The sequence below is a fragment of the Thioalkalivibrio sulfidiphilus genome (assembly GCF_000377945.1).
GTDB lineage: Bacteria > Pseudomonadota > Gammaproteobacteria > Ectothiorhodospirales > Ectothiorhodospiraceae > Thioalkalivibrio_A > Thioalkalivibrio_A sulfidiphilus_A.
In genome coordinates this window covers 1-26,192 of sequence record NZ_KB898960.1, presented here as the reverse complement: position 1 = coordinate 26,192, position 26,192 = coordinate 1, and the positions used below count along the sequence as shown (strand labels likewise).

The window sequence follows — 26,192 nt, the reverse complement described above, 5'->3', positions numbered from 1 at the left end:
CGGGAATGCGATGGGTCTTGCGATGAACGGCGGCTCTGCTACACTTCATCCAGACGGTCTCCGTTGGTTTTGTTGGACGGTGTGGTGCCACCAATTCTACCAACTTCGAGACCGTTTTTTTATGCGTGCAAGCCATCTTCTCGCACCGATTTAGGCCGTTTTCTGGACTTCACATTTGGTGAGGTCCAGCAACAGCCGTGCAACAGGCAGGTCGTACCGTATATAAGCCGTTTTCTTGTAAAACCGTGCCGGATTTATGCAACTGTCGGGTACACTCACAGCAGAAAGACGCGTGATGATGTCGCGGTCTTCATCAACACCGTCGATAAAGAGTTCAATCTGACCGTCACCATTGATGTCCCAAGTGAACTCGACGCCGTAACCGTCGCCACCGTTTTCCTCGAAGTCGGACAGGCTATCGAGGCCACCGAATCGTTCTGCACCATCCAATTGAAAAATGATGATGCCCCGGTCATCTAATGACGTGCTGTCGCCAATCTGGTAGTAGAAGACGCGGTTGTCGATCTCGGCGAAATTAAATTTGTCCTCGGTGCCCAATTCAAGGGCATGCTGCGCAGACTCCCTGTCCACAACCGAATAGCCAGTCGCCAAAAGACCTGAATTTTCCATCACACTTTGCAACGCAACCTCGAAGTCTTCAGCCGACAATGTGAATTCAAGCGACAGGTCGGTCAACATGGCTGCCGCTCCAGAGACATCAATACCGTTACCGGGCTCACCATCCTCATCGAGACTCTGGAGGAACTGCGCGATATTTACGGCAACCGTCTCATCACCAAAGTCGTAGGGAGTCACCCGCGAAGCACCAGGGACCGCGCCGATGTTTATGTCGCCCACAGAGAAGGTGATGTCTCCGGCTGCAGGATCGAAGAAAAACTGCCCATCGTCATCGGTTGAGCCGGACCGGCCATCTTGGGAATAATCCAGACCGATGACGGGGGCATCCACAAACACACCGGTGGAAAGCTCCGTTCCCGATGGGCCATCACTGCTGCCGCCTCCGCAACCTGTCACCAGACCTCCAAACACGAGGGCGGTTGACGCGGCCCCCACACCCCATTTTGCAAAATTCATCTTGAGTTCCCCTTTCGTCATTGAACAATGGCTGATCGAGAAGCCTGCGACTTCTCTCGCTCCAACAGGGAAACAAACTGGGCGTGGATGTTCATCACCCAAATGGGTGATGAACATGCGCGCGACGTCAAGGCGGCAATGGTTGCACAAGCAACCCACCGCAATACTTGAACTTTTCAGAAATTTTCGACGGAGCTCGTTTCGGTGAAGCACGATGAGCGCCGCAAAATTGAGGACAAGTGGAAACAGCAGAAGGATAGATTGGTCATGGAAATCGGTGAAATCGCCGGGTCGGACCACGGCAACCGTCTGATTCGTTTGATAAAGTGCCGGAAAATCGGCTGAAATACGGCCTTAAAGCCGCAATTTCTGCGCCCAAACGGACGTTCCAAGGAGGGAACCCATGACGCGCGCGAATCGCCACTTCCCGCCGGGTCATGTCTGGCATATCACCCATCGCTGCCATAAGCGGGAGTTTCTGCTGGCGTTTGTCCGCGACCGAATGCTTTGGCGCTACTGGCTGTATGAGGCCCGCAGACGCTGGCCCGCATATCTCACCGGTATCGCGGGAGCAGGCGAAGGATTCGTGTCTGTAGGCGCCGCTCTGGAGCGAAACCCATAGCTGTAGCTATGGGTTGAGTGAAGAGCAAGCCTACGGGCGCGAAGACGAGCCTGAACCGCGATAGGACACCGGCGGGAACAGCCTGTGATGCTGAGCTTGGCGACCATTTCAAGGTATTCCACGTCAGTATCAATCTGTTGCGCGCCAGCCGGTGTCCGACCGGTGAGATATGCGGCCTAGGGCCTGTGCGCGATCAAGGGCGTGGCGAGATCACCCCGGCGATGCAGCTGATCGCGGGTCGGGTTGGGCAAGCATTCAATCAGCGTAAGGGTGCGATCGAGGTCGTGGACGACAGGGCCTGCGTGCGCGAGGTCTCTCCTGTTTACAGGGCCGGCTTTGTACCAACAATTGGTGCTCTAAGGCGCTAATCGAGAAGTTTTTGAGCAGAAATACCCATAAAAACATGCGCTTGTCTTGGTCCGACCCCACTACCCACTGCCAAAAACTTAAGTTCTGCCGTCGTCTGCCGATACCGTTGGATATCCCTCATCAGTTAACCTCAAGGATAACCGCATGCTCCCCACCACGCTGTTCTCTGATTTCTCATTGTTGAGCCACGTTAGCCTGCGGCTCAACCGACCCGGCACCACAGCATCCGAGTCGGCACTGCCCGCAGTGGGATCAAGCTATTCGCTTAACCATGGCAACATCAAAGGCATGGTGGCGGTGATCGACGGGAAGCGGGTGCATTACGAAGAGCGGGTCAAGCTCTTTGGCGGCAGCCAGCAACTGACCTTGATCGATCGCCACGGGAGCCGGTTGTCGTACCACTTTCAACACCATCATTGGGTCAACACCCGCGCGTAACGATCCATGGGGGCACACCGCCGGGCACCCGGCGGTGTTGTTCGGCCCGAGGTCAGGCCTCCTACAGGGCGGCGAGTACTTCCCGCAGCTTCCGGTTGAAGGCCTCCGGCATCTCCATCTGGGGGAAATGCCCGGTGCCGGGCATGTGCCACTCGGTGACCCGGCCGGCACAACGCTGCCTGGCGGGCTCGGGGATCAGGTCGCCATTGATGGCATGGATGGGAATCTCAAGCGCACCGAACGCCGGCTCGGGACTCCAGCGCAGCAGGTCGCGCCACAGGGGCAGGGCCCAGGCAGTGTCGGCGGCGGCCATCTCATGCTTGAGGCGGGCTCGAGTGGCCTCGTCCATGGCGGGGCCCGTGGTGTTGTCCACCAGGCCGGCCATGGCGGCGGCGAAATCCTCATGGAACGGGGTCTCGATGCCCTGGGCGTCCGCCTCGGAGAGATCCCCATAGGGAAGCACGAAGGTATCCACCAGCACCACGGCGCGCACTGTATCGGTGCGCGCCGCCTCCAGGGCCACCGTGCCGCCCATGGAATGGCCCACCAGCACGGCATCCTCCGCGCCCAGGGCCTCCAGGGCCGCAGTGACGTCCTCCGCCAGGCCCGTCACGCTCCAGTCGGTGCGACCCTCGCTTTCCGATTCTCCATGACCGCTCAGGTCCAGAGCCGCCACCCGGTAATCCCGAGCCAGGTCTGCCATTTGCGGCGCCCAGTAGTCCCGGCGGCAGGTCCAGCCGTGGATGAACAGGATGGGTTGACTGCCCTCGCCGCCCAGATCCTTCACCAGCTGTTGGCCGGCAATGCCGGGGAAAGTCATTTTCTGGTATGTCATTTGCGTTCTCCCTGAAGGCGGCGGACGTCATGCCGGGCATGTCTGGCCGTTTTTGGCCATTCATCCCGAACTTGCCCCCATTTATCTACATTCATATTTCGCATATTACCGCTGACCTATGATTACAATAACAGGCAGCGAAATGTGAACCAATACGCAAAACAGTAGCGCTCAGGAAAGGCGCTGCAGGGACCGTCAAGACTCATGAACGAGCGACAGACGCTTATCCATCTCGATCGCCGGACACCCCTTCTGCTGGACACCCTCTACGAGACCGTGGACCACCCCGAGGTCTGGCAGCGTTTTCTGGATGAGCTGGTGGAGGCCAGCCACGGGCGCTCGGCCCGCCTGCTGTTTCTCAACGACCGGGCCGATCAGGTCAACACCAGCCACAAGGTGAACATCGACGACGATGCCCACCAGGCCTACGTGTGTCACTTCGTCAACACCTGTCCCTGGCGCCCCGAACTGGCGCAGAAGCGCCCCGGCCGGCTCTATTCCACCTTCCTCGATTTCTCCTGCCGGCAGCCCGAGTACTACCGGACCGAGTTCTTCAACGACTGGGCCCGGGGCATCGACATCCACCACGGCATCTGCGGCACGGTGTTCCAGGAAACGGGACTCACCGTGCAGCTGCTGGTCCAGCGCACCCGGGACCAGGGGCACTTCACCGCCGCCGAAACCGAGGCGATCAATCGGCTCATTCCTCACATCCAGCGCGGCCTGCACCTGTCCCGCCAGCTGCAGGCGATGCGCCAGGAAGTGGCTGCCGTGCGTGACGTGGCAGACCAGCAGGGTCTGCCCTTCCTGCTGCTCGGCGAGAACGGAGAGGTGAATTTCGTGAGCGAGGCGGCCAGGCACCTCATCGAACACTGCGATCAATTACGCCTTGCGGAGAACCGCCTGCACATCGCAGGGCAGCCGGCGGACCGCAGTCTGAGGCGGCGTATCCTGCGCCAGCTGTCGCACATCTCACAGGGCAGCGCACGGCCCTCCTGCCTGCGCATCCCGCGGGCCGGGTTGCCGGATCTTCAGCTGATCCTGAGCCCGCTGCACCCGGACATGCCCGCGCTGCAACTGGTGCCGGTGCCCAGCCACCTGGCCATGTTCATCCACGACCCCCTGCGCACGCCGGAGCTGGATCGGGAACTGCTCATGGAGATGTACGGACTGACCGCCGCCGAGGCCCGTACCGCGGCCCTGGTGGCCCAGGGTCAGGACGTGCCGGAGATCGCCACCCTGGTCGGCACCAGCGCCAACACCATCCGCACCCAGTTGAAACAGTGTTTCCGCAAGACGGGCGCCCGGCGCCAGTCGGAACTGGCCTGCGTGCTGCTTACAGGAGGTTCGCGACTGGGCGGAGGCAATCAAGACGCTCAGAACCAGACGGGTACATCAACGCTCCGGCAGGCGGGCTGAGCGGGGCCCAAACCGGCCTCCCTAGGGGTCTTAGCATCAGGCGGCCGAGGCCTTGGCCGTGGCTTGGTCTTTCATTAACGCATTTAGTACGGCAGCGTGGGCAATCTTGTCGCCGCTCAGGGCGTAGCCGATCAGGGCCTCCCCGTCCCGACAGTGCATCTCCCAGCCGGCCTCATCCCGGCGGACCACAAGCCACACCCCAGTTTCACTCCCAGTCGGAGGGACTACCAGCAATGGCAGACTGGTGGTCTTCACGTTGACCTGATCCCGTGACGGACGATAGCGCGCATCATCACCAGCAAGCCTCGCGGCGATCACGGCGGCCTGCTCCAGCAACGGACGCACGTAGGGGCGCAACCGCCCGTCCAGTTCGATGCCGTCACCCAGGGCATAGACCCCCGGGACGGAGGTGAGCAGGCGCTCGTCTACCCGTATGCCTCGGCCCGTGGCGAGGCCCGCGCCCCGGGCGAGGCTGGTGTCGGGGGCAAGGCCCAGGGCGCGGATCACCAGGTCCGCCCTGATGGTCTCCCCTGACATACAGTGGACCTGGAAGCCACCGCCCTCTGCGACTTCGATGTTGGTCACCGAGGCGTTGCCATGGAAGCGCACGCCGCGGGCGGAGAGCGACGCCTCGAGCTGCCCGGTCATTTCGGCGGGCATGATCTGTGCAAGCGGCCGGGACTCACGCTCCAGCAATTCCACGGCGTGACCGGACAGGGCGAGATCATTGGCCAACTCGCAACCCACCAGGCCAGCACCGATCACGGCGACCGTGGCACCCGGCAGCTCCGCCAGGCGTTCCCTCAGGATCCGGTGATCCATGAGATGGTTCACCGCGAGCGCCAGCTCACCGCCGGGCACCGGCAGCGGCAGGGGGCGGGCACCGGTGGCCAACACCAGGTCCGCGAAGGGGACGCCCTTGCTCGCGGTGATCACTCGACGGCGCTCCAGATCCAGGGCCAGTACCCGGGTATGGGCCATGAGCGTGATGCCCAGTGCCTGCGCCTTCTCCGCGCCGGACGTGTGGATCAGGTCACTGTGACCCTGCTTGCGAGCGAAGGCATTGGAGAGCTGGGGCTTGTGATACACATCGCCTGCGTCCCGGGTGATCATGATGATCGAACGACGGCTGTCCAGGGCGCGCAGACGCTCCGCCACCGCCCAGCCCGCCATGCCCGCACCCAGAATCACCACGGCGCGGGGATCGAGGCTGGCCACGGTCGACGAAGTCGGACGCGCCGCACCGGCCACCGGCTGCGCCTCGCGTATCAGCGTGAACTCCGCCTTGGTGACGCCGCAATCGGGACAGGCCCAGTCGTCGGGGATGGCCTCGTAACGGGTACCCGGGGCCAGGCCGTGTTCCGGATCGCCCTTTTCCTCGTCGTAGACGTAGCCGCAGACCACGCAGACGTAGCGGCGCCAGGCTTCAGGCATGGACCACCTCCGGCACCGAGTCGAGAATCGCCTCGAAGATCACGTCCAGTTCCAGACCGATGGCGTTGAGCGGGGTGCTCTCATAGCGGGCGAACAGGGCACTGGGTGGGCGACAGGCCACCCGGGTCATGCCCTCGCCGTCTTCATAGACGTGGATACGCACCGGGATCTCGATACCGGCGGGCTTGCAGGCCTCCCAGACGCGGATGGCGAAATCGGGCCGGAACACCTCCAGCACCTGGTCGCCGGGCACCTGTTTGCCGATGCGCGCGGCATTGGCCTGGCCGTTGATGTGGCTGACCAGGCGCATGCCCTGGGCCTCGATGCCCTGCTTGAGGCAGGCGACCGTTTCATCCACGTCGAGGGGGGTGGTTCGTTTCAGCATGATTGAGATCCTCTAGGCCGCTTCGAGCTTGGCCAGCTCCTTGCGGATGTGCTTGATGGCCGGGGTCACGATGGCCACGAAATAGGACTCGCGAAGCCGGCGCTGGGCCGGCGCATGGGCCAGGTAGCCCCGGGCACCGGCGTGGAGCATGGCCGCCTGGGAGGCCTTGAGCGCCAGTTCGGAGCCCGCTAGACGCAACTGCAGCACCTCGCGGAAATAGTCCCGGCTCTCGTCGAAGGGTGTCTCGGCGAGCACCCGCAGCGCGGCACGGGCATCCTGCACGCTGGTCTCCAGGTCCTCCGCCTGCACATCCAGATAACAGTTCACATGGGACAGGCTCTGGCCCGATTCTCGGATGTCGCGGATGCAGCCTTCCACCACGCCCAGGCCCATGCCCATTTGCAGCAGGATGAAACCGGAGCGGATGCGGCGGATGAAGGGCGCCACCGGGTCCGCCAGCACACGATCTTCAGGCACGAACACGTCCTTGAAGCGGCAGCCGAAGGTGCGCGTGCCTTCCAGGGCCGTGAACTCCTTGCAGGGCTCCAGGCTGAAGCCCTCGTCAGAGCAGTGGATCAGGGCCATCACGGCGCGGCCGTCACCACCTTCCACCTGGAAGATGGCAGCGAAGTAATGATCCTCGCCCAGGTTGGAGACCCAGGGCAGCATGCCGTTGACCACGAAGCCGCCCGAGACCGGGCGTGCCGAGAGCTTGAGGTTCTCGATGCCGGAAAAATGCTTCATGGGGTTGGACAGGCCGGTGCCTCCCAGCAACTCGCCCCGGGACAGGCCGGGCAACACCTCGCGCTTGAGAGCCTCGTTGGCGGAGTTCTCCACATACCAGGCGCAGGCATCCTGGCACCAGGCGCAGAAACCCGTGGACATGCACTCGGCGGAGAGCACCGCCATGGCGTCCACTGCGGCGGCGATATCGGTCGTGCCCGCGGGATTCTGACTCGCCAGGTGATAACGAAAGGCACCGGCGGCACCGGCTGCGCGCAGCACTGCCTCGGGGTAGAGACCCTCGCGGTCGATGCGCGGGGCCAGCGGCGCCAGATCGATCCGCGCCAGGGACTCCAGGTCCCGGACGTGAACGGTGCTGGCGGCATCAGCCGCCCCGGTCAACCCGGGGCGGCCCTCCATGATTGGCTGGGGACTCGACATGAAAACGTCCTCCGTATCAGGCCAGGGAAACGTCGACCTTGACCGGGTTGCGCAGGGTGTTGGCCACCGGCGACCAGTGGTTGGCATGGGCCACCAGGTCTTCCAGTTCCTCGCGGCTGGCATCGCCTTCCAGGGTCACCTTGACGCGCACATCGGTGAAACCCAGGGGCTTGGCGGGATCGAGATCTCCCACGCCCCACACGGCGGTCACGTTGATGTCCCCTTCCAGTTCCAGCTCGAGCTTGGTGAGGGTGATGCCTCGCGCCACCGCATTGGCATGCATGCCCACGGACAGGCAGGCGCCCAGAGAGGCGAGCGTGGCCTCGGAGGGGTTGGGCGCGGTGTCCTCACCCAGCAAGTGGGGCGGCTCGTCGATCACATGGGCGGGCAGATTGCGCACATAGGTGAGGTTGCGGAACTGCCCCTCGCACACGGTGGTGGCCTTGAGGGTCACCACGCTGCCCGGATTGGCCTTGCCCTTTCCGGACAGGGCCATGAGGCCCTGCTTGTCGATGGGGCGCAGGGGGGACAGGGTGGCGGTGACGGTCTTCTCGGTTGCGGACATGATGTCTGACTCCTTGGGCTTGGGGCCTTGTGCCCCGCTGTTGGATTCGGTCAACGGGCAATTGCCCGTGCCCTGAGCCAGTGCAGAGAGCATGCCAAGTGGTGCAGACGACGCTGGAATGCGGTTTTTACCTGATTTGTCCGATGGCTACCGACACTTTGTCACATGACAAGATGGACAAATCAGACGAATTGTCCGGCCAGGCGAGCGTCGTCATCCAGCCCTACATACCGACTTCTGACTGCCGACCTTTGGATCACAAGCGGTTGCGAATCCATGCACGGCGCGGGCTGCCGGCCTGCGGAGTCTCTTTTTGAGGCTTGCGCATCGACTCGCCGCCACCGCTTGGCATGGGGATTGAAAGGGATTCCAGCAAAGCCATCGGCGAGGGGACCCCTTTCATGCCCGCATTCATCTCCATCGATTACATCACCCATCACTACAAGGGTCAGAGCAAACCGACCCTGGAAGCGGTCGAGGCCACCATCGAAGCAGGCCAGACCGTGGCACTGATCGGGCGCAGTGGTTGCGGCAAGTCGACGCTGCTGCACATGCTCGCTGGCCTGCTGCAGCCCAGCGAGGGTTGCGTGCGCATCAACGGACGCCAGATCACCAGGCCCTCCCCCAAGTGGAACATGATGTTCCAGAAGCCCTCGCTGTATCCCTGGATGAGCGTGCGGGAGAACACCGCGCTGGGTCTGCTGTTCCAGGGCCAGAAGCAACTCATCGCCGAGCGGGTGGATCCATTGCTGGAGACCGTGGGGCTCAGGGAACTGGCGGACACCAACGTGCAGCGGCTCTCCGGCGGACAACAGCAGCGGGTTGCCCTGGCCCGTAGCCTCGCCACCCAGCCCGAACTCCTTCTGCTCGACGAACCGTTCTCCGCGCTGGACGCATTCACCCGCACCGCCCTGCAGGACCAGGTCACCGGCATCGTCAAGGACAAGGGCCTGACCATGGTGATGGTCACCCATGACATCGAGGAGGCGGTGGCCATGGCGGACCGGGTGCTGATCATGAGCGCCAACCCGGGACGCATCGAAAACGAGATGTCCGTCGACCTGACCTACCCGAGAAACCGTAGCGCGCCGGAATTCGTCGCCCTGCGCGAGCAGCTCATGAAGCACTTCGGCGAGACCGTCGAACTGCCGCAACGCAATTCCAAGACCGAGCCGCGCATCAAGGCGGCCTGAATGCCACTCACGCCAGACCACCATCATTCATCACGGGGATAACGACCATGTGCAATTGCGATCATCACCACCATGACGCCGAAGTGGACGAGCTGCTGTCCAAGCCGCTCTCCCGGCGCAGCTTCATGCGCGCCCTGGCCGCCGGCGGCATCGCCGGCAGCGGGCTGCTCGGCCCGGCCAGCCTGTTTGCGCAGTCCGCCGGCGAGTTCGACGGAGTGCTGCGTATCGGCTACATCCCCATCACCGATGCCGCCGCCCTGCTCACAGCCCATGCCATGGGCTACTACGAGGAGGAAGGACTGAGGGTGGAACAGCCCACCCTGATCCGCGGTTGGTCACCCCTGGTGGAGGCATTCACTGCTGGACGATTCAACCTGGTGCACCTGCTCAAGCCCATCCCCATATGGATGCGCTACCAGAACGGCTTCCCGGTGAAGATCATGTCCTGGGCCCACGTGAACGGCTCCGGCGTGGTGGTGGGCCGGCATGTGCAGGCGGACAGCTTCGCCGACCTGGGCGGCAAGCACGTGGCCGTGCCCTACTGGTATTCCATGCACAACGTGGTGCTGCAGATGGCGCTGCGCGATGCGGGTCTCACCCCCGTGATCCGCGACCAGCGCGCGGCGCTCGCCCCCAACGAGGTGAACCTGATGATCATGCCGCCGCCGGACATGCCGCCGGCACTGGCGGCCCGTTCCATCGACGCCTACATCGTCGCCGAACCCTTCAACGCCGCCGGCGAGCTGCGTGCCCAGGGCAAGCTGCTGCGCTTCACCGGCGACATCTGGAAGAACCACCCCTGCTGCGTAGTGTGCATGAACGAGCGGGTGGTCACCACACAGCCGGAGTGGACCCAGAAGGTGATGAACGCCATCGTGCGCGCCCAGGGCTACATCCAGGAAAACAAGGAAGAGGTGGCCGTGATGTTGTCCCGGGACGGCAAGCAGTACCTGCCCATGCCCGCCGACGTGGTGGTGCGCGCCATGACCCACTATGACACCCCCGACTACCGGGCCCAGGGTTCGTTGCGCCATGCAGACTGGGGCGTGGGACGCATCGATTTCTCCCCCTACCCCTACCCCTCGGCCACCAAGTTCCTGGTGGGCGCCATGAACGAAACCCTCGTGGGCGGTGACACCACCTTCCTGTCGGGCCTCAACCCCGAGTTCGTCGCCGAGGACCTGGTGAACTACGAGTTCGTGAAGAAGGCCATGGCCACCTATCCCGCCTGGCAGAACGCGCCCGGCATCGACCTGGAGAACCCCTTCGTGCGCGAGGAGGTGATCCGCCTATGAGCACCGACACTGTCAACGCGGCGGGCATCCGCCCGCTGCCCACCGCCAGGCGAAAATCCTGGCCGGCCGGATGGATGGAGCCGCTGCGCCAGGGCCTGATATACCCGGCCCTGGGCATCGGTGGCCTGCTGGCCGTGTGGTGGTACGGCGGCTGGATCATCGCCAACAATGATGACCTCTACGCCTTCGCCGACTTCGCCCCGGGGCCCACCTTCGCCGCTCTGTACCAGATGGTGGCGAGCGGCGCCGTCTGGGACCCGATCGCATCGAGCCTGTCACGGGTGGGCTTCGGCCTGCTCTGGGCGATCCTCATCGGCGTGCCGCTCGGCATCGGCATCGGCTACTGGGCGGTGGCGCGGCAGATCACCCACGTGCCGTTCCAGTTTCTGCGCATGATCAGCCCGCTGGCCTGGATGCCCATCGCGGTGCTCGCCTTCGCCACCTGGGATGCGGCCATCATCTTCCTGATCGCCGTGGCGGCGGTCTGGCCCATCACCTACGCCACCGCCCACGGGGTGCAGAAGATCGACCCGCTGTGGTTCAAGGTGGCGCGCAACCTGGGCGCCGACAGCCCGCAGATGCTGCGCCGGATCGTGCTGCCGGCGGTCTCCCAGGACATCTTCGCCGGCATCCGGCTGGCGGTGGGCGTGGCCTGGATCGTCCTCGTGCCCGCCGAGTACCTGGGCGTGACCTCGGGCCTGGGCTATGCCATCAACGATGCCCGCGACACCCTCGAGTACGACAAGCTGGCCGCCATCGTGCTGGTGATCGGCATGATCGGCTATCTGCTGGACGCGGTGTGCGTGAAGCTCATCAAGCGCACCAGCTGGCGCCAGGCGGACTGAGGCACTGCCTCCGGGCAGGCTCCACCTGCCCGGACGTTCCATGCAATGGCAGGATTCTTGTATGGGCAATGATGGCAACCCAGAGGACGTATCCGCCATGCATGCCATCACCGAGGCCGGGAACACACCGGCAGCCGCCAGCGAGGACCCCCAGCGCGACCAGGAAATCACCGTATTCCTGGAGATGGCGAAACTCATCGGGCGGTCCCTCGACACGGAGAACGCCATCCATCGCATCCTGGGCCTGCTGTCGCAATTGCTGGGGCTCAACCGGGGCCGGGTGCTCCTGCCCGATCCGGTCAGCGGCAAGCTGATCATCCGCCATGCCTACGGTCTGACCGAGTCCGAGATAGCCCGGGGGCATTACAACCTGGGCGAGGGTGTGACCGGGCGCGTGTTCAAGACTGGTCAGGTGGCCCTGATCCAGGACATCGACAACGAGCCCGAATACCTGGCCCGGGCCGTGGACCGCAGCACCCTGCCCCAGGAGACCGTGGCCTACATCGCCGTGCCCATCCAGCGGGACCGGCAGGTGGTGGGCGTGCTCGCCGTGCATCGCCTGCGTCGCCGTCAGCGCAGCTTCCACGCGGATCTTGACGTGCTCAGGGTCGTGGCCGCCACCATCGGCCAGATCCTGCACATCAATACCCTGGTGGCGGAACGCACCGCCGAACTGGTCACCGAGAACCGCTATCTCAAAAACGTGCTCGACACCCAGGGCAGTGTCTACGGCGTGCTGGGCGAGAGCAGCGCCATTCGGCACGTACTCAAGCAGGCGCACCGCGTCGCGGACACCCAGGCCACGGTGCTGATCACCGGCGAATCGGGCACCGGCAAGGAGAAGCTGGCGCGCATGGTGCACATGGCCAGTCAGCGCCGCGACATGCCCTTCGTGTGCATCAACTGCGCGGCAATCCCGGAAAGCCTGCTGGAATCGGAGCTGTTCGGCCACGAGAAGGGCGCCTTCACCGGCGCGAGCCACGCCAAGCCCGGCAAGATCGCTCAGGCGGATGGCGGCACCCTGTTCCTGGACGAGATCGGCGACATGCCGCTGGAACTGCAATCCAAGCTGCTGCGCGTACTGCAGGAACGCACCATCCAGCCCATCGGCGGCATGAAGGAAATCCCCGTGGACGTGCGCATCATCACTGCCACCCACCAGAACCTGCAGGATGCCGTGAACCAGGGTCGCTTCCGCCTGGATCTCTTCTACCGGCTCAACGTGATCCCCCTGCACCTGCCTGCGCTGCGCGACCGGGCCGGCGATGCGCGGCTGCTGGCGCGCTACTTCCTGTCCCGATTCAATCATCGCCACGGCTGCAGCGTGGTCTTCGGTGACGGCGCCCTGGAGCGCATCGAGGCCTTCGACTGGCCCGGCAACGTCCGGCAACTGGAAAACGTCATCGAGCGCGCCGTGCTCACCTGCATGGATGGCGTCATCGACGGTGCTGTCATGGATACCATCCTGAACAGCGAGTCACGCGTCGTGCGCAGCGCCTTCGAGCCCACCCATGAGCCGGCCCGCTCCGACACCGGGCCACGCGCACAGTCGGTCCGTCCCTATCTGCCTGTGCACGAAAATGAGGCAGACCGCATCCTCGAGGCACTGAAACGATGCGCGGGCAACAAGACCCGGGCCGCCCTGAGCCTCGGTCTGACCCCGCGGCAACTGCGTTACCGCATCCAGAAGCTGGAATTATGAAGCACCGCAGACAAAGCCGACATTGACGACAAAGCGTCGTCTTTGGCCCATCGAAGTACCCGCCAACTGCAGGTTTCGACACATTGGCACGAATGTTGATGACTCCTTGGGCAGCACAACACCCAACGGAGAGCACTGCCCATGAGCATCAAGAGCCTTGGCAACCCCTATGATCCGGAATCAGACCTGAGCCACTCGCGCTGCGATCATGCGCGAGGCATCTGTCATCACGGCCATCACCACGCAGCCGAGGCCGAGACCCTGGACGACGAGGCCATCATCGACCGCGCCGTTGAAAGCGCGGTGGTTCGCTCGGTCTTCGAACATGATGAGATGAACCGCCGGCGCTTCATGAAGCTCATCGGCGGCAGCGCCTTTGCCGCGGTGCTCGCAAGCGTGTTTCCCATGGATGCTCTCAAGGCCGCGGTCAAGGACAGCCTGGGTCCTCTGGAGAAGAAAAAACTGCGCGTAGGCTTCGTGCCCATCACCTGTGCCACGCCCATCATCATGGCTCACCCCATGGGCTTCTACAGCAAGTACGGTCTGGATGTGGACGTGATCAAGACCGCCGGCTGGGCGGTGGCCCGCGACATGTCCCTGAACAAGGAATATGACGCCTCGCACCTGCTCTCGCCGATGCCGCTCGCGATGAGCCTGGGACTGGGCTCCACGGCACAGTCCTTCACGGTGCCGGCCATCGAGAACATCAACGGCCAGGCCATCACCCTGCACAACAAGCACGCCGACAAGCGTGACCCGAAACAGTGGAAGGGCTTCCGCTTCGGCGTGCCCTTCGAGTATTCCATCCACAACTTCCTGTTGCGCTACTACGTGGCCGAGCACGGCCTGGACCCGGACCAGGACATCCAGATCCGCGTAGTGCCGCCGCCCGAGATGGTGGCCAACCTGCGCGCCGAGAACCTGGACGGCTTCCTCGGCCCAGACCCCTTCAACCAGCGCGCCGTGTGGGAGCGCGTGGGTTTCATCCACCTGCTCACCGAGGAGCTCTGGGACGGCCATCCCTGCTGCGCCTTCTCCTGCTCGCGGGAATTCGCCGAGTCCATGCCCAACACCTACGGTGCCCTGTTCCGCGCCATCGTGGATGCAACCCACTACGCCTCCAAGCAGGAAAACCGCAAGGAGATCGCCGAGGCCATCTCGCCCACCGCTTATCTGAACCAGCCGGTGCCAGTGGTGGAACAGGTCCTCACCGGTCGTTTCGCGGATGGCCTGGGCAACATCGTGGACAACCCGCGCCGCGTGGACTTCGACCCCTTCCCCTGGCACTCCATGGGCGTGTGGATCCTTACCCAGATGAAGCGCTGGGGCTACCTGCGCCGCGACATCGATTACCACGCTGTTGCCGAGCAGGTATTCCTCGCCAGCGAATGCGCCGAGATCATGCGCGAGCTGGGTTACGAGCCGCCCAAGGAGACCTACAAGGGCTTCACGGTGATGGGCAAGGCATTCGATTACAACGATCCCGAAGGCTACGTCAACAGCTTCGCGATCCGCAGGAGTTGAGGCCATGATCGCCAGCCAGAACCTGCGCGCAGCCCTGCTGTCGCTGGCTTTCCTCATCGTCGCCCTGGGCCTGTGGGAGCTGTCCATCAGCTCCCAGGGAGGCTCCAGCGGGGAGCTCACCGAGTACGAGATGCTGATGGGCATCAGCGGTTCCGGCACGGGGGTTCCCCCGCCCTCGGTGATCTTCTCTCATGCCGTCGAGGAACTGAGCCGGCCCTTCTATGACGGTGGACCCAACGACAAGGGCATCGGCCTGCAGCTGATGTATTCCATCGCCCGAGTGATGGCCGGCTTCTCCCTCGCCGTGCTGGTGGCGGTACCGCTCGGTTTCGTGATCGGCATGTCGCCGGTGCTCAACAAGGCCATGAATCCCTACATCCAGGTGCTCAAGCCCATCTCGCCGCTGGCGTGGATGCCGCTGGCCCTGTTCGTCATCAAGGATTCCGGCACATCGGCCATCTTCGTGATCTTCATCTGTTCCATCTGGCCCATGCTCATCAACACCGCCTTCGGCGTGGCGAGCGTCAAGCGCGACTGGCTTAACGTGGCCCGCACCCTGGAGATGTCCAAGCTGCGCACCGCCTTCACGGTGATCCTGCCGGCGGCTGCGCCCACCATCCTCACTGGCATGCGCATCTCCATCGGCATCTCCTGGCTGGTGATCGTGGCAGCCGAGATGCTCGTGGGCGGCACCGGCATCGGTTACTACGTCTGGAACGAATGGAACAACCTGGATCTGGCCAGCGTGATCTTCGCCATCATCATGATCGGCGTGATCGGCATGCTGCTGGACGGCATGCTGGCCCAGGCCAGCCGACTGGTCCGCTATCAGGATTGAAGGAGACCACATGAACAAGCATTTCCTGCAGATCGAGTCCCTGGCCAAGCGTTATCCGCAGCCAGGCCGTCAGGCGGACATCACCGTCTTCGATCAGGTGAACTTCCAGATGGATAGGGGCGAGTTCGTCTGCATCATCGGTCATTCCGGCTGCGGCAAGTCCACCATCCTCAACGTGCTCGCAGGTCTCGACGAGGCCAGCGACGGCACGGTGATCATGGACGGCAAGGAGGTGAAGGGTCCGAGCCTGGACCGGGGCGTGATCTTCCAGAATCACAGTCTCCTGCCCTGGCTCTCCGCTCTAGACAACGTGTGCATGGCGGTACGCTCCCGCTGGCCCGGCTGGTCCAGGAGCAAGGTCCGAGAACACGCCGCCCGTTACCTGGAGATGGTCGGCCTCAAGGGTGCCGAACACAAAAAACCCTCGCAGCTTTCCGGTGGCATGCGCCAGCGCGTCGGTATCGCCCGGGCCTTCGCCATCGAGCCCAAACTGCTGCTGATGGACGAGCCCTTCGGCGCGCTGGACGCGCTCACCCGTGGCGTGATCCAGGACGAGTTGCTCAAGATCTGGAGTCGCACCCAGCAGACGGTGTTCATGATCACCCATGATGTGGACGAGGCCATCCTGCTCTCGGACCGCATCCTGCTCATGACCAACGGTCCCGAGGCGCGCATCGCCGAGTCGGTGAAGGTGGACATTGACCGCCCTCGCGACCGGGCCACCCTGCATCAGCATCCCGGCTATTACGCCATCCGCAATCACCTGGTGGATTTCCTCGTCAACCGCAGCCGCGAACTGCAGGGCGCGAAGATCGAGTCCCCGCGCAGCGACGCGCCCGTCCAGCCCCGGGAGGTCAACCCCGTGGCCGAGTCAGGCGGCCGGCCGCTGGGCCCCCGTGCCGTGCCTGCCTCGGCCTGATCCATCGACAGCCAACCCCCCCCCCGACAACGAGACCGGAGAATAAGACCATGATGAGCAAGAAAGACATGACTCAGGCGATCATCGAAGCCAAGGAGGCCATGGGCGCCACCTGGGAAGGCATCGCCGAGGCCGCCGAGCTCGCGCCCGTGTATGTCACCTCCGCCTGCCTGGGCATGAACCACCTGAACAAACAGGCCGCCGACGGGCTGTGCAGCTACTTGAAGCTGGGCGAGGAGGTCTCCAAGGCCCTGCAGGCCTTCCCCACAAAGGTGTGGGACCAGACCGTACCCACCGACCCGCTGATCTACCGCTTCTACGAGATCGTGGGCGTCTACGGCGACACCCTGAAGGAGGTGATCCAGGAGAAGTTCGGCGACGGCATCATGAGCGCCATCGACTTCAGCATGCACGTGGAGAAGGTCGAGGACCCGAAGGGTGACCGGGTCAAGGTCACCATGAACGGGAAGTTCCTGCCCTACCGCAGCTGGTAATTGACATCGCCCGGCGACCTCAAGGTCGCCGGGCTGGTTTCAGGATGAGCCCACCGTCACCCGATCACGTCCCGCGTGCTTGCTGCCGTACAGGGCCTCGTCGGCCTGGGCCACCAGGCGGTCCAGGATCTCGTGGCTGCCGCCTTCCGCCTCTTCATCTGCACCCAGACCTGAAACGCCCATGCTGGCGGTGACCATCAGGCTGCGGTCGCCCACGTTCCAGGACAGTTCCGCCAGACGCGCGCGGATGCGCTGCGCCAAGGACATGGCGCCTTCCAGGTCGGTGCCGGGCAGGGCGAACATGAATTCCTCGCCGCCGAAGCGCGCCAGGATGTCGCCCTCGCGCAGCATGGACTTGAGCGCGGCGCCCACGTCCTGCAGCACCCGGTCTCCCCAGGCGTGGCCGTGGTCGTCGTTGACCCGCTTGAAGTGATCCAGGTCCAGGGCCAGCACCGCGAAGGGCTGGCCATGGCGGCGGGTGCGGGACAGGGCCGCCTGGGCCTCGGGGAAGAAGAAGCGCCGGTTGTTCAGGCCGGTGAGGTCATCCACCACCGCCAGGGCCTCATAGCGCTCGCGCATTTCCTGGGCCTGATCGAGTGCCTGGCGCAGTTCCGCGGTGCGCTCCCGAATGACCGCCTCCATCTGGTGCGCGTGGCGCCAGTAGGTCACGGACTGACCGAGGTAGACGCTGAACAGGCGCAACAGGCGTTCCCGGTCCTGGCTGAAGAAATGGGGTTCCGGGTGAGAGACATTGAGCACACCTAGCACCTCGTCACTCTGGCGGATGGGCAGGCACACCAGGCTGCCCACGGGAACCTTGTTGCCCAGATCGGCGAAACGGGCATCTCCAGCGCAGTCGTCACAGCGCTGGATCTCTCCGCTGGCAACGGCCAGCCCCATGAGGCCCTCGCCTACCCGCAGGCAGGCAATCGAAGACTCCCGGGAACCGACGTCCGCACCCATGAGGTCGGACCAGTCCATGCCGGCGGCGTTGATCAGCACGCCCCCCTCATTCAGAAACACGGAACAACGCTCCATGCCCTGGTTCTCCAGCAAGGCCCTGAGGGCAGCCTTGAGCAGTTCACCCAGGTCGGGGGTGTTGAGATCGAGGCTGGAGAGATCCTGCAGCGCGGAGAGGCATTCCATGAGACCCAGCAGGCGTTGCTGGGTGTCCCGGTAGGCCTCCACCAGGGTGGCGTTATCCATGGCGATCGTCCTGGGTTGCGACGCGGGACCCGATCATGGTCGTGGCAATGGGGGCTTTCAGGGATGCGCCAGTTGGCGCGCGAGTGCCCGCAGGGCCTCGACCCTGGGCTGGTTTCTCTGCAACAAGGGGGTGATGTCTTCCTCGCCAAGCCCCAGGGTCAAGAGCCAGGGCCTGCGCAGTTCAGGATCGTCCCGCCCCTGGTGGAGGCTCACGGCGAGACAGGCGGCCAGACCCACCAACGCCGAGAGCTGGCTGTGGGGGCCCTGGTAGCCGGGGGCATCGTAATGGGCCATCACCACGGCGACCCCCTCGGGCAGCTTCCAACGGCGGGCCAATACCGCACCGGCCTCCATCGCATCGATACCCAGGGCCTGACGGGTTCGCACGGCAAGGGGTTTAGCGGCATCCGTCTGGGACAGCACCTTGGACATCTCGGCGGGGAACAGGGCACACAGGGCTAGCAACCCCAGCTCGTGGAGCAGCCCAGCCAGGTAGGCCCACTCGCCGGCCACGGGCTCTCTGTCCCTGACCAAACCCAAGAGCGGAACAGAGAGGGTGGCGGTGGCCATGGCCGTGAACCAGAACCGTTCCGCGTCGAAGGCCCGGCAGGCCTGGGTGTCGAAAGGACCGCTCAGCACGATGCCCAGGGCCAGGTTGCGCACCATGTCCAGGCCCAGCACCCGGCCCACAGCATCGCCGACGCTGTAGACCGGCTGGCGGTTGGCGAAATAGGCGGAATTGGCCAGGCCCACGATCCGTGCCGTCAGGGCCGGGTCCATCTCGATGACCTCGGAGAGCTGGCCGAGGCTCAGGTCCTTACGGTCCAGGTCCGCCAGCAGGCGCTGGGCCACCACCGGCAGCGGCGCCAGGGACTGCAGCTGGCGCACGCGCACGCCGGGGTCTGGATGCTGGGCTAGAGTCTGGGCCGGGTTCATGGGCTGGATCGCTGCAGCAACTCGCTGTTGTGCTTCTGATCTCTCAGTATACACGGGTGACCCAGGCCGCCTTGAATAACAGAGCGTACGCCCGTCACACCAGTAAGACCATTCATCACTTGCGGGATTGGGAAGGCCCGTCAGACCGCGGATCTCTCCGCCGCGATACCTCGACCATAATGATGCAAGGCAACCTTTTGAAATTCCCCGTTCTGACCCGCTACCGGCCCCACTCCATGGTTTCCAGGTACTCCCGCAACTGACCGGCGGTGCGGAATTTCTTCAGGATCAGGCTGCGCTTGAGCCCGCAGCAGATGGCCTTGATCTCCGGCGGCAGGCGGGCGTAGTGGGCCTTGCCGCCCAGGGCCTCGTGGAAGATGTGGATCAGGTTGACCACGTCATCGTGGATGTTCTCCGCCCGGGGTCGACCCCAGTGGAACAGGTCCAGCAGGCGCAGTTCGAAACCCAGGCCGTAACGGCTAACGATCACGTTGTCCGAGTGCAGATCGCCATGATAGTCGCCCATCTGGTGGATACACTCGATGCCCCGGGCCAGGGCATGCAGCAGGTGCAGGGCCGGGAAGGGGGAGAGCCGCCCGCCCTTCTGGCGCCGGATGAAGGCGGACAGCAGCTCCCCCTCCACGAACTCGGACACCAGGAAGCTCACCGTCACGCCGTCGAGCACCATGCGCTCACGGGTGTAGTACTGGATCACGATGGGACACTGGCGCAGCTTGTGCAGCTTGCGGGCGTAGAAGATGGCGGCCCGGTCGCGGGGATTACGCTGGGGGAAGAAGAACTTGGCGGTGCGCTCGATGCCCGTGGCCAGTTCGCGCACCCGGTAGACCTCACCCTCCCAGCCGGCACCGAGGCGATCCATCACCAGGTACTTGTCCAGCAGGCGCTGACCCGGCTCCAGATTGAACGACCTGACTGACCCGCCCATGAAGCGACCCTGTATGCCGATTGCTAATGGCCCGCATTTCGGCAGGCCGGACGTGGAAGAGGACAACAATCCGAACTATACATCTTGTAACAGGCCCGCCGAGAGTGCCGAACCTGGCTTGGTCCTGCCCAGCCACATTTCTACAGGAGGGAGTACATGGACAAGGTCATCAATACCTCACCCAGCATTCACATCCCCACGCTACACCGGGTCGCCCCGGACCGCCCCTACCACTGGCTGGCTGCGGGCCTCAAGGACATCAAGCGCACGCCCGGCCTGAGTCTCGGCTATGGCCTGTTCTTCAGCTTGATCGGGGTGATGCTGCTGACCGGGGCCTGGAACGACCCCTGGCTGGTGATGACCTTCATGGCAGGTTTCCTGCTGGTGGGGCCGCTTACCGCCCTCGGCCTCTACGAGATCAGCCGGCGCCAGGAGCGCGGCGAGCCGATCACGCTCATGGACACCCTCACCTCCTGGCGGCGCAACCCCCTGGGCATCTCCCTGTACACGGTGTTTCTGGGCATCATCATGATCGCCTGGATCCGCTTCACCAGCCTGATGATCGCGCTGTTCTTCGAGGGGGTGCCCGACAAACTCCAGGAAGGCTGGATGGCGCTGATCACCACGGAACAGGGCTTCGGTTTCCTGCTCGTCTTCACCCTGAGCGGTGCGGCGGCGGCCCTGCTGGTGTTCATCACCGGCGTGGTCACCCTGCCCATGATGAAGGAGCGCCGCCAGGACGTGATCACCTGCGTCATGACCAGCATCCGGGTGGTGCAGCACAACCCCGCACCCATGATCCTCTGGGCCCTGATGCTGGTGGTGCTGATCGGCATCGGCTTCGCCACCTTCCTGGTGGGCATGATCTTCATCCTGCCGCTGCTTGGGCATGCCAGCTGGCACGCCTACCGGGAACTGGTGGACCGGGAAGTGATTGCCTAAAGGCGTGAAACAACCCATAAAAGAGAGGGCCACTGGCCCTCTCTTTTATGGGGGTGCGGGTCTCTTAGAAACCCTCGAAGGCCACCGCCACACCCCCGGGAAGATCGCGCACCACGGTGGCCGGCACCAGAGGCGGCGCCTCGCCGTCCCCCAGTGCGCCCACCACGCGCACCTGCACGCGGGTGCCTATGGCCGGACGCCCTTCAGCGTCCATCAGCAGAAGCAATCCGCTGCCGCTGAGATCCCGAGTACGCACCACCCGCAGTACCTCGCCGGGCACATGCAGTTCCACCTCGACTTCCATGGGGATGCGCGGATGTCTGCGTCTGTCGGTATTCATGGATTTTCTCAGCCCGGATAACAGCACCTTTATGACAAGCGCGGCCTATCAAATCAAGGCCTATATCAGCATTTGCTTGTTTTGCGGCGCGATGCCCCTGTGCTATAAAAAATCAGTGCCATCGACGCCAAGCCAGTCCGGAAGGTCAATGCGTTGAGAAACACGGTCCCGGACTCACGCGCCGGGCACCACACGAAAAGGCGGGCTTGCGCACCCGTCGATCAAAACCAATAAAGACAGACAACTGTTCCTGGAGGAGATCGACACCATGAAACACGCAAAACTTGCGGCCGTTGCCCTGGCCGTGTCCCTGGGAGGACTCGCCGTCTCCCAATCCGCGCTGGCGGAAGTCACACGAGGCCAGCTCATGGCCAAGACCTGCCTGGCCTGCCACGGCTCCGTGGCCGGTGGTCCCGACGCCACCATCCCCTCGCTGGTCAACGGCTACCCGCGCCAGCTCATGATCCAGAACATGAAGGCCTTCCGTGATGGCACCCGTGCCGCCACGGTCATGAACCGTCATGCCCTTGGCTACACCGACGAGGAGATCGCACTCCTCGCCGACTACTTCGACACCACGCGACGCTAAGGGGGGCACGATCATGAGCATTTCACGCAGACATTTCCTCAAGGCCCTGGGTGCCGGTGGTGCCGCCACCGCGCTGGCGGCCTGCGCCCAGATGCCCGGCGGCGAGAAGGCCAGGGGCGCACACGTGGTGGTGGTGGGCGGCGGCTCCGGCGGCGCCACGGCCGCCAAGTACCTGCGCCACTTCGACTCGGACATCCGCGTCACCCTGGTGGAACCCAACGCCACCTACCACACCTGCTACGGCAGCAACTGGGTGCTGGGCGGCCTGCGCCAGATGAACGACATCGCGCAGACCTACGGCAACCTCAGGGACAGGCATGGCGTCAACGTCATCCAGGATACGGTCACCGCCATCGACCCCGAGACCAACCGGGTGACCCTGGCCGGCGGCCAGGTGCTGAACTACGACAAACTGGTGGTCGCGCCCGGCATCAGCTTCAACTGGGCCACCGCCGCCGAGGGCACCAGTGAAGCCACCACCAATCAGATCCCCCACGCCTGGAAGGCCGGTCCCCAGACGGAGATCCTGCGCCGTCAGCTGGAGGCCATGCCCGACGGCGGCGTATTCGTGATGGTGGCCCCGGGCAACCCGTTCCGTTGCCCGCCCGGACCCTACGAGCGCGCCAGCATGGTGGCCCACTACTTCAAGACCCACAAGCCGCGTTCCAAGATCCTGATCCTGGACAACAAGGAAAACTTCTCCAAGCAGGGTCTGTTCCTGGCCGGCTGGGAAGCGAACTACGGCAACATGATCGAGTGGGTGCCCAGCAGCCGTGGTGGCCAGGTGGAGCGCATCGACGTGGCCAGCAAGACGGCCATCTCCGACGGTGGCCTGAACCGCTTCAAGGCGGATGTTCTCAACTACATCCCGCCCCAGCGGGCCGGCGAGATCGCCCACAGCGCCTCCCTGGTGAACGACACCGGCTGGTGCCCGGTGAATCAGGTGACCTTCCAATCCTCGATTCACACGGACATCCACGTGATCGGCGACTCCAGCATCGCCGGCGCCATGCCCAAGTCCGGGCATTCCGCCAACAGCCAGGGCAAGCTGGTGGCCGCGGCCATCGTCAATGCGCTGAGGGGCCGTGACCCCATCGCGCCGTCCATGGTGAACACCTGCTACAGCCTGGTCACCCCCGACTGGGGCATCAGTGTTGCAGCCGTCTACCAGTTCCTGGACGATTCCATCAAGGGCGTGCCGGGTTCCGGTGGCGTAAGCCCCGCCGATGCGGACCGCAACTTCCGCCGCATGGAGGCCAACTACACCCGCGGCTGGTACGACAGCATCACCACCGACATCTGGGGCTGATCCCCGGGTAGCAATAAAAAACGGCGCCCCAGGGCGCCGTTTTTTATTCTTGTCTCTTGCCTCTAGCCACTTGTCTCTAGCGGCTTCATGCATTCAAATCCGGGATCAATTTGCTCTCCAGCCGCGCGATCATGTCCTTGATCAGCAGCTTGCGCTTCTTCAGGCGGCTGAGCTGCAACTGGTCCACGAACACCCCCTCCGCCAGACGGGCGATGGCCTCGTCCAGATCACGGTGCTCCACCCGCAGTTCGGTGAGACGCTGTCTGATCGCTTCGATGTCTTCCTGGTGCACAAAGGGGTCTCGGCAGGTGATCTCCTCGTAATCATCACAAATCAGCCGTACAGACACCAGTGGAACACGCTCTAGACAGTCGACATTGACAGGACCGGGCGCAACCGGTACGAAGGTTGGCCATGGAACACGAACACAACCACGATGCCTGCATCGACGAGGCCCTGACCCGGGCGGACCAGATCTGCGCCAAGCGCGGCGTCAAGCTCACGCCCCTGCGCCGCCAGGTACTGGAGGAGATCTGGCAGAGCCACGAGGCGGTCAAGGCCTACGACCTGATCCGTCAGCTCAGCTCCGCGGATCACACGGTCAAACCACCCACGGTCTACCGGGCCCTGGACTTCCTGCTGGAACAGGGGCTCATCCACCGCATCGAGAGCCTCAACGGCTTCGTGGGCTGCGACCGCCCCCACAAGCGCCACCAGTCCCAGCTGTTCATCTGCAGGGTCTGCGGACAAGTGAGCGAGTGCGGCGACGACAGCGTCAGCCGGGCACTGGACCGGGAGGCGGAACGTCAGGGCTTTCTGGTGGAGGAGCGCATCGTCGAGGTGCGCGGGCTGTGCGCCCGCTGCCAGACCATAGACAAGGCCAACTGATGGCCACGGAAAACGTTCGCTTCGAGAACGCCCAGGGCATCGAACTGGCGGGCAAGCTGGAGATTCCCTCTGTCACCCCCCGCGCCTGGGCCGTCTACGCCCACTGTTTCACCTGTTCCAAGGACAGCCTGGCCGCGGTGCGCGTCAGCCGCGGACTGGCGGAACGGGGCATCGGCGTGCTGCGCTTCGACTTCACCGGCATCGGCGAGAGCGGCGGGGAGTTCGAGAAGAGTCATTTCAGCGCCAACGTGGCGGACATCCTGAGCGCCTGCGGCTGGATGGCCTCCCGCAACCGGGCGCCGGCCCTGCTCATCGGCCACAGCCTGGGAGGCGCTGCCGTCCTGGCCGCCGCCGGCGAGATCGACTCGGTGCGCGCCGCAGTCACCATCGCCGCTCCCAGCGAACCGGCCCACATCCGCCACCACTTCTCTGAACAGGTGGACGAGATCCGCAGGGACGGTGCGGCCCGGGTACAGATCGGCCCCTCGCAGTTGTGCATCACCCGGGACTTCCTCACCGACATCGAGGCCGCGAAACTGGATGATAAGGTGCGCACCCTGCGGTGCGCCCTGCTGGTCATGCACGCCCCCGGAGACCCGGTGGTGGAGATCCACCACGCCCGTCATCTGTTCCAGATCGCCCGCCACCCCAAGAGCTTCGTGTCCCTGGATGACATGGATCATTTGCTGACGGATGCGGCAGATGCGGACTATGTGGCGGGCGTAATCGATGCCTGGTCGTCGAGATATCTGAGTGGTTAGTGGCAAGTCTCAAGTGGCAAGGAAACCGCCCTCACCCCAACCCTCTCCCTGAGGGAGAGGGGGGTTTCTCGCCTTCCTTGCCACTAGCCACTTGAGACTAGCCACTCACCACCGAGCACTACCAATAGTGCTCGGTGGTGATATGCCCCGGCTCCCTGCGCCGATTCTTCTTCATGCCCCTCGCCTTCAGCACCTCCGTGGTATCGCGCACCATGTCGGGGTTGCCGCACAGCATCACCTGGGCGGCATCGGCGGACAGGGGCAGGTCCACGCGGCGTTCCAGGGAGCCGTCGCTGATGGCCGCCGGCACGCGACCGGGCATGGCGCCGGGGTGCCGCTCCCGGCTCACGAAGGGCACGAACTGGAACTGGCGGCCGTAGTCCCGGAAGCTGTCGATCACGTCCCGGTAGGTCAGCTCCTCGGCCTGGCGCACCGCGTGGATCAGCACGATGCGCTCGAAGCGCTGCCAGGGGGTTTCCGTGCGCAGCATGGACAGGTAGGGACCGATGGCGGTGCCGGTGGCCATGAGCCAGAGGATGTGGGCATCGGGCAACTCGGAGAGGGTGAAGAAACCCTGGGCACGGGACATGAGCTGCACCGTGTCGCCGGGCTCGAGCGTGGCCAGCCGATTGCTCAGGGGGCCGCCGGGCACGGTGATGAAATAGAAATCCAGGGGCGACTGCCCCGGGGCGTTCACGTAGGAATAGGGCCGACCCACCCGCTCGCCGTCGATGTCCAGGGCGAGACGATTGAACTGCCCGGCCTGGAAAGGCTCCACCGGCGCTTCCAGACGCAGGGAGTGCAGGCGCTCGGTCCAGCGCTTGCGTTCCACCACCGTGCCTTCCAGCCAGCCCGCCATGAGACCCCTCCGATGATTCGTCTGGAGTGACTACCCTAGAGATTGGTGATTGCCCCCTGCGCTTTCAACCCGAGAAAAATCATTGGCATGGGGAACTTAGCTCACCCCCTAGGAGCCTGTCGGACTTAGGCTGCACCTACTGCGCCGGTGGGAGAGCGGTCCATTTTTCCGATCCTTTTCGTCAAATAGCGACGGCTATTCTCCTCAAACGATCGAAAAAATGGCCTCACTCTCCCACTCGGCTCGCTACGGGCACCTAAGTCCGACAGGCTCCTAGGCG

Annotated in this window: 28 protein-coding genes; 16 read left to right on the top strand and 12 right to left on the bottom strand. The window is 64.0% G+C overall.

Annotated elements, in window-relative coordinates:
- Positions 1–150: 150 nt before the first annotated feature.
- Positions 151–1,212, bottom strand: a complete 1,062-nt coding sequence (locus D580_RS15650; RefSeq protein ID WP_155999854.1) for a hypothetical protein — start codon at positions 1,210–1,212, stop codon at positions 151–153.
- An 87-nt stretch (positions 1,213–1,299) separates the two neighbouring features.
- On the opposite strand from D580_RS15650, the gene D580_RS16605 reads away from it, so the two are divergent.
- Positions 1,300–1,440, top strand: coding sequence for a hypothetical protein (locus tag D580_RS16605; protein ID WP_018954862.1), 141 nt, complete (start codon positions 1,300–1,302; stop codon positions 1,438–1,440).
- A gap of 790 nt (positions 1,441–2,230) precedes the next feature.
- Positions 2,231–2,524 (top strand): hypothetical protein, encoded by a 294-nt coding sequence (locus D580_RS0113275; protein WP_018954861.1) that lies wholly within the window; start codon positions 2,231–2,233, stop codon positions 2,522–2,524.
- Positions 2,525–2,585: 61 nt separating this feature from the next.
- On the opposite strand, the gene D580_RS0113270 is transcribed toward D580_RS0113275, so the two are convergent.
- Positions 2,586–3,359 carry an alpha/beta fold hydrolase gene (locus D580_RS0113270; protein ID WP_026289981.1) on the bottom strand — a complete coding sequence of 258 codons (774 nt, stop codon included), beginning with the start codon at positions 3,357–3,359 and terminating at the stop codon, positions 2,586–2,588.
- Positions 3,360–3,563: 204 nt separating this feature from the next.
- Between D580_RS0113270 and D580_RS0113265 the strand changes: the two genes are divergently transcribed.
- Complete coding sequence (locus tag D580_RS0113265) at positions 3,564–4,778, top strand: helix-turn-helix transcriptional regulator (protein WP_018954859.1); 1,215 nt, start codon at positions 3,564–3,566, stop codon at positions 4,776–4,778.
- 36 nt (positions 4,779–4,814) lie between these two features.
- Here the strand turns inward: D580_RS0113265 and D580_RS15640 are convergent, their stop codons facing one another.
- The 4 genes from D580_RS15640 to D580_RS0113245 are packed head-to-tail and all read right to left on the bottom strand — an operon-like array spanning position 4,815 to position 8,326.
- Positions 4,815–6,212 (bottom strand): FAD-dependent oxidoreductase, encoded by a 1,398-nt coding sequence (locus D580_RS15640; RefSeq protein ID WP_018954858.1) that lies wholly within the window; start codon positions 6,210–6,212, stop codon positions 4,815–4,817.
- Positions 6,205–6,597, bottom strand: a complete 393-nt coding sequence (locus D580_RS0113255) for a DUF302 domain-containing protein (protein WP_018954857.1) — start codon at positions 6,595–6,597, stop codon at positions 6,205–6,207. The genes D580_RS15640 and D580_RS0113255 overlap by 8 nt, the downstream gene beginning before the upstream one ends.
- Before the next feature lie 12 nt (positions 6,598–6,609).
- A complete protein-coding gene (locus D580_RS0113250; protein WP_018954856.1) occupies positions 6,610–7,740 on the bottom strand; it encodes an acyl-CoA dehydrogenase family protein in 1,131 nt (376 codons plus the stop codon).
- A gap of 37 nt (positions 7,741–7,777) precedes the next feature.
- Positions 7,778–8,326: an OsmC family protein gene (locus tag D580_RS0113245; RefSeq protein WP_026289979.1), complete on the bottom strand. Its 549-nt coding sequence runs from the start codon at positions 8,324–8,326 to the stop codon at positions 7,778–7,780.
- Positions 8,327–8,727: 401 nt separating this feature from the next.
- Between D580_RS0113245 and D580_RS15635 the strand changes: the two genes are divergently transcribed.
- From D580_RS15635 to cynS, 8 genes are all read left to right on the top strand, one after another.
- On the top strand, positions 8,728–9,519 hold the full coding sequence (locus tag D580_RS15635) for an ABC transporter ATP-binding protein (protein ID WP_038043732.1): 792 nt from the start codon (positions 8,728–8,730) through the stop codon (positions 9,517–9,519).
- Positions 9,520–9,566: 47 nt separating this feature from the next.
- On the top strand, positions 9,567–10,814 hold the full coding sequence (locus D580_RS0113235) for an ABC transporter substrate-binding protein (RefSeq protein ID WP_018954853.1): 1,248 nt from the start codon (positions 9,567–9,569) through the stop codon (positions 10,812–10,814).
- Positions 10,811–11,659 (top strand): ABC transporter permease, encoded by an 849-nt coding sequence (locus D580_RS0113230; RefSeq protein WP_018954852.1) that lies wholly within the window; start codon positions 10,811–10,813, stop codon positions 11,657–11,659. The genes D580_RS0113235 and D580_RS0113230 overlap by 4 nt, the downstream gene beginning before the upstream one ends.
- A 97-nt stretch (positions 11,660–11,756) precedes the next feature.
- A complete protein-coding gene (locus tag D580_RS0113225) occupies positions 11,757–13,361 on the top strand; it encodes a sigma-54 interaction domain-containing protein (protein ID WP_038043727.1) in 1,605 nt (534 codons plus the stop codon).
- A 141-nt stretch (positions 13,362–13,502) separates the two neighbouring features.
- Positions 13,503–14,885, top strand: a complete 1,383-nt coding sequence (locus D580_RS0113220; RefSeq protein WP_018954850.1) for a CmpA/NrtA family ABC transporter substrate-binding protein — start codon at positions 13,503–13,505, stop codon at positions 14,883–14,885.
- A 4-nt stretch (positions 14,886–14,889) separates the two neighbouring features.
- Entirely contained in the window at positions 14,890–15,723 is an 834-nt protein-coding gene (gene ntrB, locus D580_RS0113215; RefSeq protein ID WP_018954849.1) for a nitrate ABC transporter permease, read from the top strand.
- A 10-nt stretch (positions 15,724–15,733) separates the two neighbouring features.
- Entirely contained in the window at positions 15,734–16,642 is a 909-nt protein-coding gene (locus D580_RS0113210; RefSeq protein ID WP_018954848.1) for an ABC transporter ATP-binding protein, read from the top strand.
- A gap of 50 nt (positions 16,643–16,692) precedes the next feature.
- Entirely contained in the window at positions 16,693–17,136 is a 444-nt protein-coding gene (gene cynS, locus D580_RS0113205; RefSeq protein ID WP_018954847.1) for a cyanase, read from the top strand.
- Positions 17,137–17,175: 39 nt separating this feature from the next.
- Here cynS and D580_RS0113200 read toward each other — a convergent pair whose 3' ends face one another.
- The 3 genes from D580_RS0113200 to D580_RS0113190 all read right to left on the bottom strand — a co-directional run bounded on the left by D580_RS0113200 (position 17,176) and on the right by D580_RS0113190 (position 20,224).
- Positions 17,176–18,342 carry a diguanylate cyclase gene (locus D580_RS0113200; protein ID WP_018954846.1) on the bottom strand — a complete coding sequence of 389 codons (1,167 nt, stop codon included), beginning with the start codon at positions 18,340–18,342 and terminating at the stop codon, positions 17,176–17,178.
- A gap of 57 nt (positions 18,343–18,399) precedes the next feature.
- The gene (locus tag D580_RS0113195; RefSeq protein ID WP_018954845.1) at positions 18,400–19,278 is read right to left on the bottom strand and encodes an HDOD domain-containing protein; all 879 of its coding nucleotides are present in this window, start codon (positions 19,276–19,278) and stop codon (positions 18,400–18,402) included.
- 220 nt (positions 19,279–19,498) lie between these two features.
- On the bottom strand, positions 19,499–20,224 hold the full coding sequence (locus D580_RS0113190) for a protein kinase domain-containing protein (RefSeq protein WP_018954844.1): 726 nt from the start codon (positions 20,222–20,224) through the stop codon (positions 19,499–19,501).
- 156 nt (positions 20,225–20,380) lie between these two features.
- Here D580_RS0113190 and D580_RS0113185 point away from each other — a divergent pair, with 156 nt between their 5' ends.
- A complete protein-coding gene (locus tag D580_RS0113185; RefSeq protein WP_018954843.1) occupies positions 20,381–21,166 on the top strand; it encodes a DUF2189 domain-containing protein in 786 nt (261 codons plus the stop codon).
- A 64-nt stretch (positions 21,167–21,230) separates the two neighbouring features.
- On the opposite strand, the gene D580_RS0113180 is transcribed toward D580_RS0113185, so the two are convergent.
- On the bottom strand, positions 21,231–21,506 hold the full coding sequence (locus D580_RS0113180; RefSeq protein ID WP_018954842.1) for a PilZ domain-containing protein: 276 nt from the start codon (positions 21,504–21,506) through the stop codon (positions 21,231–21,233).
- A gap of 268 nt (positions 21,507–21,774) precedes the next feature.
- Here D580_RS0113180 and D580_RS0113175 point away from each other — a divergent pair, with 268 nt between their 5' ends.
- Positions 21,775–22,095 carry a c-type cytochrome gene (locus D580_RS0113175; protein ID WP_018954841.1) on the top strand — a complete coding sequence of 107 codons (321 nt, stop codon included), beginning with the start codon at positions 21,775–21,777 and terminating at the stop codon, positions 22,093–22,095.
- A 13-nt stretch (positions 22,096–22,108) separates the two neighbouring features.
- A complete protein-coding gene (locus D580_RS0113170) occupies positions 22,109–23,404 on the top strand; it encodes an NAD(P)/FAD-dependent oxidoreductase (protein WP_018954840.1) in 1,296 nt (431 codons plus the stop codon).
- Positions 23,405–23,489: 85 nt separating this feature from the next.
- Here the strand turns inward: D580_RS0113170 and D580_RS0113165 are convergent, their stop codons facing one another.
- On the bottom strand, positions 23,490–23,696 hold the full coding sequence (locus D580_RS0113165) for a YdcH family protein (protein ID WP_018954839.1): 207 nt from the start codon (positions 23,694–23,696) through the stop codon (positions 23,490–23,492).
- Between the two features lie 122 nt (positions 23,697–23,818).
- Between D580_RS0113165 and D580_RS0113160 the strand changes: the two genes are divergently transcribed.
- Positions 23,819–24,292, top strand: coding sequence for a transcriptional repressor (locus D580_RS0113160; protein WP_018954838.1), 474 nt, complete (start codon positions 23,819–23,821; stop codon positions 24,290–24,292).
- On the top strand, positions 24,292–25,053 hold the full coding sequence (locus D580_RS0113155) for an alpha/beta hydrolase family protein (protein WP_018954837.1): 762 nt from the start codon (positions 24,292–24,294) through the stop codon (positions 25,051–25,053). The genes D580_RS0113160 and D580_RS0113155 overlap by 1 nt, the downstream gene beginning before the upstream one ends.
- A 118-nt stretch (positions 25,054–25,171) precedes the next feature.
- Here D580_RS0113155 and D580_RS0113150 read toward each other — a convergent pair whose 3' ends face one another.
- Complete coding sequence (locus tag D580_RS0113150) at positions 25,172–25,912, bottom strand: ferredoxin--NADP(+) reductase (protein WP_018954836.1); 741 nt, start codon at positions 25,910–25,912, stop codon at positions 25,172–25,174.
- Positions 25,913–26,192 lie beyond the last annotated feature (280 nt).